11 protein-coding genes are annotated in these 14,688 nt (G+C 67.8%); 1 reads left to right on the top strand and 10 read right to left on the bottom strand.

Annotation, left to right across the window (positions count from 1 at the left end; translation table 11 throughout):
- Positions 1-61: 61 nt before the first annotated feature.
- Complete coding sequence (locus MKCMC460_RS08530; protein ID WP_236983884.1) at positions 62-760, bottom strand: TrkA family potassium uptake protein; 699 nt, start codon at positions 758-760, stop codon at positions 62-64.
- A gap of 166 nt (positions 761-926) precedes the next feature.
- On the opposite strand from MKCMC460_RS08530, the gene MKCMC460_RS08525 reads away from it, so the two are divergent.
- Positions 927-2,423, top strand: a complete 1,497-nt coding sequence (locus MKCMC460_RS08525; RefSeq protein ID WP_236981496.1) for a potassium/proton antiporter — start codon at positions 927-929, stop codon at positions 2,421-2,423.
- A 13-nt stretch (positions 2,424-2,436) separates the two neighbouring features.
- On the opposite strand, the gene MKCMC460_RS08520 is transcribed toward MKCMC460_RS08525, so the two are convergent.
- From MKCMC460_RS08520 to MKCMC460_RS08480, 9 genes are all read right to left on the bottom strand, one after another.
- Positions 2,437-3,132: an acetoacetate decarboxylase family protein gene (locus tag MKCMC460_RS08520; protein WP_236981495.1), complete on the bottom strand. Its 696-nt coding sequence runs from the start codon at positions 3,130-3,132 to the stop codon at positions 2,437-2,439.
- Between the two features lie 2 nt (positions 3,133-3,134).
- Positions 3,135-3,983 (bottom strand): SDR family oxidoreductase, encoded by an 849-nt coding sequence (locus MKCMC460_RS08515; RefSeq protein WP_236981494.1) that lies wholly within the window; start codon positions 3,981-3,983, stop codon positions 3,135-3,137.
- 10 nt (positions 3,984-3,993) lie between these two features.
- Positions 3,994-5,367 carry a hydroxysqualene dehydroxylase HpnE gene (hpnE, locus tag MKCMC460_RS08510; protein WP_236981493.1) on the bottom strand — a complete coding sequence of 458 codons (1,374 nt, stop codon included), beginning with the start codon at positions 5,365-5,367 and terminating at the stop codon, positions 3,994-3,996.
- Positions 5,368-5,385: 18 nt separating this feature from the next.
- Positions 5,386-6,204 (bottom strand): sulfate ABC transporter permease subunit CysW, encoded by an 819-nt coding sequence (cysW, locus tag MKCMC460_RS08505; RefSeq protein ID WP_236981492.1) that lies wholly within the window; start codon positions 6,202-6,204, stop codon positions 5,386-5,388.
- On the bottom strand, positions 6,201-7,058 hold the full coding sequence (cysT, locus tag MKCMC460_RS08500; protein ID WP_236981491.1) for a sulfate ABC transporter permease subunit CysT: 858 nt from the start codon (positions 7,056-7,058) through the stop codon (positions 6,201-6,203). The genes cysW and cysT overlap by 4 nt, the downstream gene beginning before the upstream one ends.
- Positions 7,055-8,092: a sulfate ABC transporter substrate-binding protein gene (locus MKCMC460_RS08495; protein WP_238305554.1), complete on the bottom strand. Its 1,038-nt coding sequence runs from the start codon at positions 8,090-8,092 to the stop codon at positions 7,055-7,057. The genes cysT and MKCMC460_RS08495 overlap by 4 nt, the downstream gene beginning before the upstream one ends.
- 445 nt (positions 8,093-8,537) lie before the next feature.
- On the bottom strand, positions 8,538-8,885 hold the full coding sequence (locus MKCMC460_RS08490) for an STAS domain-containing protein (protein ID WP_236981490.1): 348 nt from the start codon (positions 8,883-8,885) through the stop codon (positions 8,538-8,540).
- Complete coding sequence (locus tag MKCMC460_RS08485) at positions 8,885-12,991, bottom strand: SpoIIE family protein phosphatase (RefSeq protein WP_238305553.1); 4,107 nt, start codon at positions 12,989-12,991, stop codon at positions 8,885-8,887. The genes MKCMC460_RS08490 and MKCMC460_RS08485 overlap by 1 nt, the downstream gene beginning before the upstream one ends.
- A gap of 109 nt (positions 12,992-13,100) precedes the next feature.
- Positions 13,101-14,471, bottom strand: coding sequence for an MFS transporter (locus MKCMC460_RS08480; protein WP_236983883.1), 1,371 nt, complete (start codon positions 14,469-14,471; stop codon positions 13,101-13,103).
- Positions 14,472-14,688 lie beyond the last annotated feature (217 nt).

The following is a 14,688-nucleotide window of genomic DNA, read 5'->3' as shown; positions in this document are numbered from 1 at the left end:
CGGGTCGGATCTTCCCCTGGACGTGCGGTGGTGATCCAAGCGGGACCGACACCCAGGCACCTCACCATGCGTCGTGGCGCATCGGCATCCGCGGCGCCGGCTTGATCCGGTTGACGGCGGCCCACAGCGCGCGCTCGCGTGCGTTGTCGGCGATGAACAGCAACTCGTCGCCCGCCTCCAGCACATCCTCGCCCCGGGGAGCGATCACCTCGTCGCCGCGCACCACGGTGACCAGCGCGGTGTTGTGCGGCAAGTCCAGCTCGTCGACCCGCTGCCCGACAGTCGGGTTGTCGGCGGGCAGCGTCAGCTTCGTCAGCGCCGTCCGGCCCTCCCGCATGCCCATCAGCCGCACCAGGTGACCGACGTCGATGGCACCCTCGATGCCGGCGACCATGGCGCCGGGCGCGGAGACCGAGACGTCGATGCCCCAGGCTTGCCCGAACAGCCACTCGTTGCGGACGTCGTTGATCCGCGCCACCACCCGCGGCACGCCGAACTCGGACTTGGCGAGCAGGCCCACCACCAGGTTGGCCTTGTCGTCACCGGTGGCGGCGATCACCACATCGCAGGTCTGCACGCCGGCCTCCTGCAACGCGGTCATCTCGCAGGCGTCCGCGTTGAGCCAGTCCGCGTCCGGGACCTTGTGCGGCACGAAATTGCGGCGCTCCCGCTCGATCAGCAACACCTTGTGCCCGTTGTCCAGCAATTCCTGCGCGACGGAACGCCCGACATTGCCGGCTCCGGCAATCCCGATTCGCAACTTGCGTGTCGTCACGTGATCATCTTTGCGTATCGGCAGCAGCTCGGCTGTGCCCGCTGTGCGCCGAGCGACCACTCGGTCCGGGCTGATTTACTGACAAGACGCCGAAATCGGCACCCTCACCTGGCAAACCGCGGTAACCGCTGCTCATGTCGAACGGGAAAGAATGACCCTGGAACAGCTGTACCTGATCGTGTCGATCGGTGGCCTCGTGCTGCTGGCCAGCATTGTCGGTACCCGGGTGGCCACCGTGGTGGGCTTCCCCAGCCTGCTGCTCTACCTGATGGTCGGGGTGGTGATCGGCGAGGACGGGCTGGGGCTGAAATTCGACGACGCGCTGTTGGCCCGCAACGTCGGGACCGCGGCGCTGGCGGTGATTCTCGTCGAGGGCGGTCTGACGACCCGGTTCGGCGACATCCGTAAAGTGCTGGCGCCCGCCGGCGCGCTGGCCACCCTCGGCGTGCTGATCAGCACGCTGGTGACGGCGGTGGGCGCGCACCTGCTGCTCGGCATCCAATGGCAACTCGCGCTGCTGCTCGGCGCCATCGTGTCGTCCACCGACGCCGCGGCGGTGTTCTCGGTGTTACGGGTGTTGCCGCTGCCGCGGCGCCTGGCCGGACTGCTGGAAGCCGAGTCGGGGTTCAACGACGCCCCCGGCGTGATCCTCGTGCTCATGTTCAGCGTGGTGCCGTTCGTGTTCGAACCGGAAGGTGCCGTCACCGGCTTGGTCTACGAACTGCTCGGCGGTTCGGCGATCGGTCTGGTGGTGGGCTATCTGGGAGCGCTGGGCCTGCGGCGCATCGCGCTGCCGGCCTCCGGCCTGTACCCGATCGCCACCTTCGGGCTCGGCTTGATGGCGTTCGCTGCCGCCGGCGACGCCCACGCCAGCGGCTTCATCGCCGCCTATCTAGCCGCGGTGGTACTGGCCAACTCCGGCCTGCCACACCGGTCGGCGACCCGATCGTTCGCCGAAGGCGTCGGCTGGCTGGCGCAGATCGGGTTGTTCGTGCTGCTCGGCCTGCTGGTGAACCCGCACGAATTGGCGCCGGACGTCTTTCCGGCGATCGTCATCGGCCTGGTCCTGCTGCTGGTTGCCCGGCCGCTGTCGGTGGTGGTCTCACTGATCTGGTTCCGCATCCCCTGGCGCGACCAGGTCTTCCTGTCTTGGGCGGGACTGCGTGGCGCGGTCCCGATCGTGCTGGCCACCTTCCCGATCGTCGCCGGTGTGGAGGGCAGTCACCGGCTGCTCAACATCGTTTTCGTACTGGTGGTGGTCTTCACCCTGATCCAGGGCCCCAGCCTGCGCCCGATCGCCCGGATCCTGGGACTGATATCGCGCGAGGCAACCCGCGAGATCCAGGTCGAGGCCGCCCCGCTGGACATGCTCGACGCGGAACTGCTGACCATGACCGTGCAGCGGCCGTCGCGCCTGCACAACGTCACCATCTTGGAGCTGCGCCTGCCGGACCCGGCGGTCATCACGCTGATCATCCGCAATGGCCACACCTTCGTCCCGGAGCCCGACACGCGGATCGCGGCCGGCGACGAACTGCTGATCGTCACCACGAGCAAGACGCGGGCGGCAGCCGAAGCCAGGCTGCGGGCCGTCAGCCGGCGCGGCAAACTGGCGCACTGGTTCGACGAGTACGGCGAACTGGACTAGTCCGCGGTCGCGACTAGCTGAACCGCGGCTCGCCCAAGGTGAAGACCGCCTGGTCGATCAGCGCCCCGAGATGCAGGCCGGGGCGCAGCCAGGTCGGCAGTGGCCCCGCCGAGGAGACGCCGACGGTCACCAATGCCGGGCGCACCCGACCGGCGAACGTCAACAACGAGTCACCGACGCGCCCGTCGGCGAACTGCTGGCGGGCGCTGGCCCTGGTCTTGAGCGGGATGGCCGGGCCCACCACCCGCGGAGTGGCGCTGACCGTCCAGGACAGCTGGTCGGCGCTGCTGCCGGTGATGACCTGACCGTTGGCCAACTCGCCGTCGAACCGAGCCAGCGTCTTGGGCATCGCCCAATTCGTGCGGCCCCCGACCAGGCTGGACTCCGAATCCACCGACATGAAGGCCACATTTCCCCACGGCCGCAGCCCGGTGCGGGAGCCGACCATGCCGAGCACCTCGTCGTAGGCACCGACCGGCGTGTCGGTGTAACGGACGAATCCGCCGATCGTGGCCAGCGCCGAGCTACCGGCCAGTGCGGGCGGCAGCGCCGCGGCTGCGGCCCGACCACCCCGCCCCAGCCACAGCAACGCCGAGCAGCGGCACTCCCACGGTGCGGGCGCTGCGTTGGCGGGCAAGGTGGCGACCAAGGCCTCGGACAGCGCGGTCTCCGGCACCCCGCGCAACCCGGTCAACTCGATACGCGACATACCTACTCCTGGATCTCTCGGCCTTCGACACGCGCCTGGTACGACGCTCGTTTCTCGCGGTCCAGCTCTGAGGTGACCTTGTTGCCACCCGACAACCGGAACGCGGCGTCGACGAGCGGGTCCGGCAGGACGGCGGTCCCGCGGGCAACCAGGCCCACCAACTTGGGAACGAACACCGTGCGCGAGGCACCCCGGTTCAGTTCGGTGACCACCGCGGCGGCAACGGCCTCAGGATCGACCACCAGAAACCGTTCCAGCGGCCCCGGCGCGGCCATGCCCGCGATCAGCTCGGTGCGCACGAAGCCCGGGCAGATCGCCGAGATCTTGACCCCGCTGCCCCGCCACTCCTGGCGCAGCGCCTCGCTGAAACCGACCACCGCGTACTTGGCGGCACAGTAGGTGGCCGCGTTGGGCGATGCCAGGGTGCCCATCACCGAGGCGATGTTCACGATGTGGCCCGACCCACTCCGGGCGAACCGGGCGCCGGCCAACCGCGTTCCGGTCATCACCCCCAGGACGTCGATCTCCAGGGTGCGACGGGTGACGTTCGGGCTCTCCTGCAGAAACGGCCCGATCGGCATGATGCCGGCGTTGTTGACCAGCACGTCGAGCCCGCCGAGATCCTCGGCCGAGCGGTCCAGGAACGTCTCGAAACCGGCCGGGTCCGTTACGTCGAGGCGGTAACCCGTTGCCGCCGTGCCAAGTTCGGCGGCCGTCTGCTGCACGGCGGCTTCTTGGACGTCACCGAGGGCCACCGTGGCGCCCGCGGCGATCAGCGCCTCGCCGATCGCGCGGCCGATGCCCTGCGCACCCCCGGTGATGGCGACGCGTCGTCCCCGCAGCTTCGGCATGTCGCAAACCTTAGACCCCGGCCGTGGCCGGGCCGAGCGCCGCATGAACCAGATCGACCGCGCGGGCCGCGCTCTGCGCGGCCCCCTCCATGGTGGTGGGCCAGTCGTTGTGGGTCCAGTCGCCGGCCAGCGCGAGATTCGGCAGCGCCGTGCGGTTGCCGGGGCGGATCGTCGACATGCCGACCCGGGACGAGAAAGTGGCCTTTGGCCAGGGCACCACGGTCACGTCGAGCACCCGGGCGTCCCGGGCGGCCGGGTAGCTGGCGCGCAGCGCGGCGACCAGCCGCTCGCCCACCTCCCGGTTCTTCAGCGGCATCAGGTCGTAGGCGGCGCAGGTGGTGAGCGCGTACAGGTGGTTGCCGTCGGCGCGCGGCCCGTGCATCCGGTCGCGGTCGAACACCCAACCAATGTCGCTGTCCAACAACGATTCCCATGGCGCGACGGTGCCCAGCGGGCGATCCAGTAACACGTAGGCGTTCATGATCGGGATGGGCTCGAGTTGCTTGGCCGCCAGTCGGATCTCTTCGGAGCCCGGCACCTCGTCGAGCAGCGACCGTAGATTCCACGACGGCACCGCCAGCACCACCGCGTCGGCCTGCACCGTCGAACCGTCCGCCAACCGGACGCCGCTGGCGCGGCCGTCGGCCACCTCCACCGACACCGCGCGGGTGCGCAATCGCACGTCCACCCCGCGTTCGTCCATCACCCGCCGGGCGCCCTGCAGGTACAGCGTCTCCAGGTCGACGGTCGGATAGCCGATCCGCGCCGCCGCTGACCCCCCACTGCGCACCCGGTCGGCACCGGTACGCAGCAGGGCCGCGAAGGCGTGCGCGGAGGCAAGGTGCGGGAGCTCGTTGAGCAGGCCGATCACCATCGAATTGAGCATGATCCGGCGCACCTCGGCGGGAAAGCCCAGTCGGTCGAACCACTCGTCGACGGTGATGTCGTCCAGGGCGTCGTCGAACCGGATGACGTCGCGGACCAGCCGCGCCCACGCCGGGCCGGCCTTCAGCAACGCCGGCAGACCCAGACCGCGGACCCGGCCCAGCAGCATGCGGCGCGCGTTACGGGCCCGCAAACCGAACGTCTCGACGTGCCCGCCCGGATAGCGCACCCCGAATTCGTCGGGGAACCGCAAAAGATGCCGGGTACCAACGGAATCGAGGTAACGGAACACGCAGTCGTATGAGCCGGCGAACACGTGCTGACCGTTCTCGATGGCATCACCGTGCCCGGAGGTCAGGCCGATGGTGCGCCCGCCCAGCGAGCCGTTGCTCTCCAATAAGGTGACCGCGTAACCGAGTTCGGCCAGCCACACCGTGGCAGCAAGGCCCGCCAGACCGCCGCCCACGACGACGATGTGCAGGTTCGGCGAATCGTTCATCACCGAACCATACTCAACTCAGGCCTGGCGGTTTGACCGCGCCCGGCGCACGTGCAGGATCACCTTGACGATGAGGAACGCGATCGCGACGGCCATCATCAGCGACGACAGCGCGTAGGCGCCGTAGACATGCCCGCGGTTGTAGCGGTCGTTGACCAGCAGCGTGAGGGTCTGCGTGCTGCCCGGCAGGTTCGACGACACCATCACCACACCACCGAACTCGCCCAGCACCCGCGCCACGGTCAGCACCACGCCATAGGTCAGGCCCCACCGGATCGAGGGCAGCGTGATCCGCCAGAAGGTCTGCCACGCATTCGAACCCAGGGTCACCGCCGCCTGCTCCTGTTCGGTGCCCACCTCGCTCAGCACCAGCTGCACCTCCCGCACGATGAACGGCAGGGTGACGAAGATGCTGGCCAGCACGATGCCGGGAACGCCGAAGATGATCTTGACGCCGGTGTCGCGCTCGATGAATCCGAGCGCACCCGCCGATCCCCACGCCGAGATCAACGCCACACCCACGATGATCGGCGAAACCGCGAACGGCAGGTCGATGACCGACTGCAAGACACCTTTGCCACGAAACTTGTTGCGCGCCAGCAGTATCGCCGTGGGAACACCGAACACCACATTGCACGGCACTACGATGGCCAGCACCAGCAGGGACAGCTGCAGTGCGGAGATCGCCGCGGGTGTGCTGATCCAGGCGAAGAATTGATGGAGTCCCGGCCGGAACGTCCGGTACAGGATCAGCGACACCGGCACCACGAGCATCACCACGATGTAGCCCGACGCCACCCAGCGCACCAGGTGGCGCACCACGCTCGACGAGGTCACCCGAGATCCTCGTGCCGCCTGGTGAACCACCCGCCCGCAAGCCGCAGAATCAACAATGCGCTGAACGAGATAGAAAGCAGCACAATCGATATCGCGGCAGCAGCGGTACGGTCGTCGTTCTCGATCAGCGCCCGGATCCACTGCGAGGAAACCTCGGTCTTGCCCGGCACGGCGCCGCCGATCGTCACCACCGAACCGAATTCACCGATGCACCGCGAAAACGCCAGCCCCGCACCGGACAACACCGCGGGCAGCAGCGCGGGCAGCACGATCGAGGCGAAAACCTTTCGGCCACTTGCACCCAGCGAGGCCGCGGCCTCCTCTACCTCGCGATCGATTTCGCGCAGCACCGGCTGAACGGCACGCACCACGAAAGGCATCGTCACGAACGCCAACGCCATCGCAACCCCCGGTGGAGTGTGCTGCAGATGCAGGCCCACCGGGCTGCTGGGGCCGTATAAGGCCAGCATCACCAGACTCGTGACGATGGTCGGCAATGCGAAAGGCAGGTCGATGATCGCGTCCAACAACCCCTTCCCGGCGAAGTCGTCCCGCACCAACATCCACGCTGCCAACACCCCGAACACCACGTCGAGCACGGTCACGACCACGGAGATGATCAACGTGACCTTGAAGGATTCCAGCGCGGCGTGCGAGGTGACCGCCAACCAGAAGTGTTGCCAGCCACCACCACATGCCTGCCAGGCAATCGCGGCCAGTGGTAACAGCACGATGATGGACAGCCACAGCGTCACCACACCGACCCGAACGGCTTTGTCGCCCTTGGGGTCTGCGGCGGCGACCGGTGGCGGCGCTGGTAGCTGACGTTCCGGGGTCAACACTGCGGCTGTCATCCGGTGGCCTCCAGATAGAGCGTGGTGATCTTTCCGGTGTGCCGATCGAACAGCTCGGGATCGACCGTTCCCCAGCCGCCGAGATCAGCGATGGTCCACAGTTTCACCGGCACCGGAAACTGGTCGCGGAAGTCCGAGGCGACGGCGGGATCGACGGGCCGAAACCCGGCGCGTGCCCACAACCGTTGCGCCACCGCGCTGTACTGGAAGTTCTTGAACGCCGTCGCAGCCTGCAGATGTGTGCTGCTGCTCACCACGGCGACCGGGTTCTCGATCTTGAACGTCTGGGGCGGGTTGATGTGCTCGACCGGATAGCCTTGCCGCTCAGTGGCGATGGCCTCGTTCTCGTAGCTGATCAGGACATCGCCGCTGCCTTCGACGAACACGTCGGTGGCGATCCGGCCGGATCCCGGACGCAACTTGACGTGCTCGCGGACCAACCGGTCGACGAAGTCGACGCCTGCCGCGACGTTGCGCCCGCCACCGCTCTTGACCGCGTAGGGGGCAAGCAGATTCCACTTCGCCGACCCCGAGCTCATCGGGCTGGGGGTGATGATCTCCACCCCCGGGCGCAGCAGGTCGTCCCAGTCGCGGATGTTCTTCGGGTTACCCTTGCGCACCACCAACGTCACTACCGAACCGAAGGGTATGCCCTTGCTGGCTTCGGTGTCCCAGTCCGCAGAAACCTTGCCCGCCTTCACCAATCGCGTTATGTCGGGTTGCACCGAGAAGTTCACGATGTCGGCCGGCTTACCCGCGACAACGCCGCGGGACTGGTCACCGGAGGCGCCGTAGGAGGTGATCACCTGAATGCCTTTGCCCTCCTCGGAAGCGTTGAACGCCGAAATCACCGCACTCCAACCGGGTTCGGGCACCGAGTACGCCACCAGGGTGATGCTGGTGTTCACCTCGGTGACCGAGTCGCCGCCCACGGCGTCGCTGGCACCGCCGCCGCACGCCGCGACCACGGCGGCGACAACCGTCATGCCGACGACTCGTCCCCAACGGGACACGCGGTCGGTGCCAGCAGACATCGATGCCTTCCAGGATTTGGGTAACGGGGTGCGCACACCGCGCAATGGTGCTTGTAATCAACAGAATCGGGGTCAGAACTTCAGCGACAACAACGCATGGCGGGATCGCACTCCACGCCGTCGGCTGCCGCATACATGGCGGAAACGTAGCAAAGCCCGCGGCGTGTCGGCAGCGTCGCCGAGCGCGACAAGGTGCGGCAGCCTCTTCCGCTCGCCCCGTGGCACAGCAGCCCCCCGGGCGCGGCATGGCCACCGGCAACGGCTCGTGCCGATCGTCGGCCCCGCCCCGCACGAGGGCATAAAGCACTGGTCGCGGCCACCCCCGCCGGCGCGGTCACCGAACTGAGTTCACACCATTGACCTATCCGGCCCCAACAATGTCATTGGCTCGGCAGCAGCGCCCGCGCCTTCCAGCGCAGGATCCGCGGGCGCGCGGCGCAAAAAGTCAGGGTGAGTCTAAGCCGGAGGCGCCGTCGGTCGAGGCCGGCGCGGACTCGACTGTCGCGATCTTGCTGAATCCGCTGACCGTGAGAACCCGAACCAGCAGGGGGTGAACGATGACCCGCAGATGGTCCACCGCGTCGGCATGATCGAAAAGCGCGTTGATGCCGGCACTGTCGAGATATCTGACCGCACTGAGATCGACGGTGATCGGCCGGCGCGTCCCCCCGCCCGCGTCCGCCAATGCCCGGGTGAATGTCGCGATATTGCTCAGGTCTATCTCGCCGGTGGCGATCACCCGCGGTGTCCCGTCAGCGCCGCGGTCGGTGTTGAGGTGCAGCGGTGTGGCCATTACGGGATCCTCGCGTACATGTGCACCGTGGTGCCGGCTTCAGTGGAGTTGATGCTGAAGTCCTCCATCAGGACTCGCATCAAAGCGATGCCACGGCCGCGACTCATGCCGGGAACCTTGGTGGGCGTCTTCCACTCACCGCTGTCAGTGACCGTCACCTGCAGGCGGTCCACCATTGCGCTGGCATGCAGGCAGACGGTGCCGTGCGGTTTGTCACGGTGGCCGTGCTCGATCGCGTTGGCGACAGCCTCACCGGTTGCGGTCAGCACGTCCTGGATCTGAGCCGGCTCGACTCCGACCTGAGTGAGCCAGCTGCGCAAGGCGGCCCGGCTTCCCGCGAGGTTCTCGGCGTCGGCGGTGAATTCCATTGCCAGCGGCGCTGGTTGGCGATACAACAGCACTGCCACGTCGTCGGGATAACCGCCCGCGGGCTCCAAGCGGGACATCAGGTAGTCGGCCACCTCGTCGAGGGACTGCGACCGGCCTTCCTGCACCAGATCGGCGGCGCGGGACATACCGTCGTCCAGGGAGCTGCCCCGACGCTCGACCAGACCGTCTGTGTAGAGCAACAGAGTTGCGCGCGGCGGCATCGTGATGCGCGATTCGGGCCGCTCCCAGTCCGGCCGCAGCGCCAGCGGCAACCCGTGCTCGCCGTCCAGCATCACCTTGGTGCCGTCGGCGTAGACGATGATCGGCGGCGGGTGACCCGCATTGGCGTACACCAGTTCCCCGGTCTCGGAGGTGAGCACCGCGCAGAACGCCGTGGTGCAGCGCGCGCCGGGTAGGCGCGCGGCGAACCGATCCAGGCCGGCCAGCGCCGCACTCGGGCCGGACTGCTCGAGCAGCAGCGCGCGGCATGCGCTGCGCAACTGACCCATCACCGTGGCGGCCGCCAAACCGTGGCCCACGCAGTCGCCGACGATCAGGGCCACCCGGCCGTCCCCGAGATCGACCACGTCGTACCAGTCGCCGCCGACCTGTAGTGGTCGGCTGGCCGGGAGGTAGCGCACGGCGATGCCGCCGGGCAGGTCCGCCGGTCCCAGCATCGCGTGCTGCAACGCCAGCGCGGTCTCGCGTTGCAGGTCCAATTGGTTGATGCGGTGCAGCCCCTGACCGAGACGCCCGGCCAGCGCCGTGAGCAGCGTCTCGTCCTCCCGGGTGAAGCGGCGATGCTCGGAGAGCTCGATCCAGATGACCAGGAGGCCGTGGGGATGCTGCAACGAGACGCCGGCCACCCCGGCGTCTGCGGTGTAGGTGCTCAGCAGATCGGCTCCGCGGAGTGTCTCGATCAGCTGGCGGTGCCGCGGTGCGAGCTCTCCCCAGGTGCACGCCTCGCCGGCGCAGACCAGAGCCGGGGCGTGCTCGGTGGGCGAGTCGTCGATGAACGTCACGGCTAGAACGCGCCGCGCCTGCCACACTCCGCGCAACACCTCAGCGGTGCTCCGCAGCCCGTCCTCGAGCGTATCCGCTTGCGCCAGTTGGGCGTTGAGCTCCGCGAGCGCAAGTTGGCTCTGTACGGCGTAGTGCTCGGCCGTGATATCGCGGAAGGTGCCGACCATGACGCGACGCCCGGAGTCGGGGTCGTTGGCATGGTTGAAGTTGACCGTGAGCCACACTCGGTGGCCGTCTCGGTGGGTGACCGGGACGACGTAGCCACCTTGGCTGTCGTTCAGCAGTCGGGTAAACGCCGATTCGCACTGCCGATAGGCCTCGGCGTCGGTGTCCGGGTCGGGCCACCAGGGGTGGACGGGCTCGTACGGTATTCCTTCGGGGCCGTAACCGAGGATCTCGGTGAACGCGGTGTTCACCTCGATGATCGCACCGTGCTCGTCGCAGATGAAGAACCCTTCCTGCAGCGAGTCCACCAACGCGGCGCGCCAGCGCGAGTGATAGTTGCGCAACCGCGTCAACTCGACGTTGGTGCGCACCCGGGCCAGCAGGTCGGCGGCCGCGAAAGGCTTGACCAGGTAGTCGTCGGCACCGGCGAGTAGCCCCTCCACGGCGGCCTCCTGGCCGGCCCGCGCGGACAGCAGAATAACGGGGAGGGCGGCGGTGCGCGGATCCTGCCGCAGCATCGAGAGCAGCTGCAGGCCGTCCAACCCCGGCATCATGACGTCACTGATCACCAGCTCGGGCGGTTGTGCACGGATCGCCTCCAGCGCGGCCAGGCCGTCGCTGTAGCCACTGACCTCGTACCCGGAGGCTCCCAGCAGACTGGTCAGGTATTCGCGCATGTCCGCGTTGTCATCGGCCACCAGCACACGGGCCTGGACCCCGGTGGACTCGGCCGGGGCGGCCGCGGCGGCGACGGGCGTCGTCGTGCCCGGCAGCCAGCGCAGGGCTTCCTGGACGAACGGCTCGGCGATCGCACCGGTGGCCGGTGGCTCCTGCGCCGTGGCGGCCAGTTCGTCGGCACGCAGATGGGCGGCACCGAACGGGAGCCGCACGGTGAACGTGGTGCCGGCGCCTTCGCGGCTGTCGGCGCTGATGGTCCCGCCGTGCAACCCGACCAGTTCCTTGACCAGGGCAAGCCCGATCCCGCTGCCCTCGGTGGAGCGTGCGCGGGCCGACTCGATGCGATGGAAACGCTCGAAGAGCCGGGGCATCTCGGCGGCGGGAACGCCGATTCCGGTGTCGGAGACGGTGACGACCGCTTGACCGTCGTCGCGGGCCACCCGGACCGTGATGGACCCCTCGAAGGTGAACTTCAGCGCGTTGGAGAGCAGGTTGAGCACCACCTTCTCCCACATCTCGCGGTCCAGATACACCGGTTCGTCGAGTGGCGGACAGTCCACCACGTACGTCAGGCCGGCCTGGTCGATCGCTGACCGGAACACGCTGGCCAGCTCGGCGGTGAACCTCGCGAGATCGACGGGCTCGAAGCGGGCCCGCATACGTCCCGCCTCGATGCGGGAGAAATCCAGCAATGTGTTGACCAGCTTGGCCAGCCGCAGGGCGTTGCGGTGCACCAGTTCGAGTTCTTGCCGCGCATGGCTGTCGAGGCCGGTCTCCTGACGGCGCAACTCGTCGACCGGCCCCAGGATCAGGGTGAGCGGCGTACGGAACTCGTGACTGATGTTGGAGAAGAAGGCGGTCTTGGCGCCGTCAAGTTCGGCCAATGCCTCGGCACGCTGCTGCTGCGCCTCATAGCTGCGGGCGCTGATCACTCCAGCCGCGAGGTAACCGGCAACCAGTTCGACGAAGCCGCGGTAGCCGTCGTCGAATTCCCGGTGCCGGTTCAGCGCGGCCACCAGGAAACCGACCGGCGGTCCACCGTGCTGCAGCAGCGGCACCACCAGCGCCTGCCTAGGCGGCTTGCGCCAGGCGCCACAGGGCAGCTGCTGCGCGACGCCGTCCAGCTCGACGAGTTCGGCCTCGCCGCGCGCCGCCTTCTCGATTGGCCACACCGACGGGCCGTCGCCGGGCAGGGTTTCCGGTGCCGCCGGATGCCCGGCGGCGATACCGCTGGTACCGACCAGGTGGGCCGGCCCGTCGTCGTCGAACAGGTAGGTCAGGGTGAACGGGAGGTCATACGGGTTGCGCCCGAGCTGCTGGGCGGCGAAGTCGAGCATCTGCCGCTCGGTGCGCACGACGCTGGGATCCGAGCCCAGTTCCCGCAACGTCGCGATGCGGCGCTGGGAGATTACCCGCCCGGTGTCCTCGCTGACGACGCACAGCAAACCGACCACGCGCTGGTCGTCATCGCGCAGCGGGCTGTAGGAGAACGTGTGATAGGTCTCCTCGGTGTAGCCGGACCGCTCCAGGAAGAGCAGCAACGCCTCGTCCCAGGTCGACTCTGCCTCCGCACCGAGGACGCGGTCGACGCGCGGTGCGATGTCAGGCCAGATCTCGGCCCACACCTCGCTGGCCGGCCGGCCCAGCGCCCACGGATATTTGCGTCCCAGGGTGTCGTGGCGATAGGCGGCGTTGCAGAAGAAAGTGAGCTCGGGCCCCCACCCCATCCACATCGAAAACCGAGACGACAGCAGGATGTCCACGGCCGTACGCAGGCTCTGCGGCCACGTGTCGACGGGCCCCAGCGGGGTCGACGACCAATCGACGGCAGCGAGATCTAGCCCGATCTCCTGGTCTGCTCGGAAGACCACTGACCCACCTTTCGAGCTCTGGTTGGTCCCACCAGCGTTCCCTCAACCTCAGAGATTATCTGTAGCAAACGAACACGGGCACGCAACGCGGTCGCATCATGAAAAAACCTCAATCGGTGCTGGCTGCCAGCGGGGTGGCGATGTCCTCGAGGGATCTGCCTTCGGCGTCGACGGCGAGGAACCAGGCGATCAGTCCGCCGGCCATCATCACCACCGCACCCAGCAGGTAACCCAGGAACAGCATGGTGGGATTATTGCCGTCGCCGATGAGCGCGCCGTAGATGACCGGACCCAGGGCGCCGAAACTCTGGGCGATCGCGAAGAACACCGCGATCGCCTTGGCCCGGACCTCCAGCGGGAAGATCTCACTGACCGTCAGGTAGGCGGCGCTCGCACCGGCCGAGGCGATGAAGAAGATGACGCACCAGGCGATGGTCTGAGTGATCGCGTTGAGGACCCCCGCCTCGAACAGCCCGGCGCTCACCGCCAGCAGCAGGCCGGACGTCAGGTAGGTGCCGGCGATCATCTTGCGGCGGCCGATAGTGTCGAAGTAACGCCCAAGTGTCAACGGCCCCAACAGGTTTCCGACGGCGAAAGCAACGAGAAAGAGCGGCGCCGAATCCCGGGAGACATGATAGAACTTGCCCAGCACCAGCGTGTAGGTGAAGAAGATCGCGTTGTACAGGAACGACTGGCTGATCATCAGGGAGGCGCCGAGCACCGAGCGGCCGGGGTAGTCCCGGAACAACACCCGCGTCAGCGCCAGGTAGCCGATCTTCTCGGCTGGCTTGAGTTCGATGGCCCTGGTTTCGTCGACCTCCGGCAGGCGGGCTCCGGTGGCCCGGACTTCCTCCTCGATGTAGGCGATGGATTTCTCGGCCTCTTCGATGCGGCCGTTCATCACCTGCCAGCGCGGACTCTCCGGCAGATTGCGGCGCACCAGCAGGATCACCAGGGCCAGCACCGGTCCCAGCAGGAAGGCCAGCCGCCAGCCCAGGCTCAGGTCGATCACTTTGAGGAAGACGAACGTGCCGAGCGTGCCGAGGATCGCCCCCGCCCAGTAGGTGCCGTTGACGGCGATGTCGACGCGGCCGCGGTAGCGGGCCGGGATCAGCTCGTCGATCGCGGAGTTGATGGCCGCGTACTCACCCCCGATGCCAGTGCCGGCAATGAACCGGGTGGCATACAGGAAGGCGATCCAGCCGGCGCTGTTGCCCATGGTGAATGCGGTCAGCGCGCTGCCCGCCAGGTACACGGCCAGGGTGACCATGAACAGATTGCGCCGGCCCAGCTTGTCGGACAGCCGGCCGAAGAAGAGCGCGCCGGTCACCTCGCCGATCAGATAGATGGTCGCGGCGAACCCGACCGCCGCCGAGGACAGGTGCAGCGTCTCGGGGGCGGTGAGGGTGTCGGCGACCGCGCTGGCCACGGTGATCTCCAGGCCGTCCAGGACCCAGGCGACGCCGAGTGCCACCACCATCCGGGTGTGGAACGGCGACCAGGGCAGCCGGTCGATGCGGGCGGGGATGAGGCTGCGGATCGAACCGGTCACCGCATCGGACGTCGAAATGGTCGGCTCCTCGCGCACACGTTCGCTTTCCCGTCACCGGGCGGACGGAAACATCATGCCGCGTTCGAGATCGTCTGACGGCATGGGGGGCAAGCCTGCCGTCGCTCACCGACCGGACCACCGAGGT

Source organism: Mycobacterium sp. 20KCMC460 (assembly GCF_022179425.1).
Classification (GTDB): domain Bacteria; phylum Actinomycetota; class Actinomycetes; order Mycobacteriales; family Mycobacteriaceae; genus Mycobacterium; species Mycobacterium kiyosense.
Note: the sequence above shows the minus strand (reverse complement) of the source record. Positions and strands in the feature narration are given on the sequence as shown.

Excerpts from the sequence above, each read along its gene's own strand:
- MKCMC460_RS08525 (WP_236981496.1), top strand. The coding sequence starts at position 927 with ATGACCCTGGAACAGCTGTACCTGATCGTGTCGATCGGTGGCCTCGTG.
- MKCMC460_RS08520 (WP_236981495.1), bottom strand. The coding sequence starts at position 3,132 with ATGTCGCGTATCGAGTTGACCGGGTTGCGCGGGGTGCCGGAGACCGCG.
- MKCMC460_RS08480 (WP_236983883.1), bottom strand. The coding sequence starts at position 14,471 with ATGGTGGTGGCACTCGGCGTCGCCTGGGTCCTGGACGGCCTGGAGATC.
- MKCMC460_RS08490 (WP_236981490.1), bottom strand. The coding sequence starts at position 8,885 with ATGGCCACACCGCTGCACCTCAACACCGACCGCGGCGCTGACGGGACA.
- MKCMC460_RS08515 (WP_236981494.1), bottom strand. The coding sequence starts at position 3,983 with ATGCCGAAGCTGCGGGGACGACGCGTCGCCATCACCGGGGGTGCGCAG.
- hpnE (WP_236981493.1), bottom strand. The coding sequence starts at position 5,367 with ATGAACGATTCGCCGAACCTGCACATCGTCGTCGTGGGCGGCGGTCTG.
- cysT (WP_236981491.1), bottom strand. The coding sequence starts at position 7,058 with ATGACAGCCGCAGTGTTGACCCCGGAACGTCAGCTACCAGCGCCGCCA.
- MKCMC460_RS08495 (WP_238305554.1), bottom strand. The coding sequence starts at position 8,092 with ATGTCTGCTGGCACCGACCGCGTGTCCCGTTGGGGACGAGTCGTCGGC.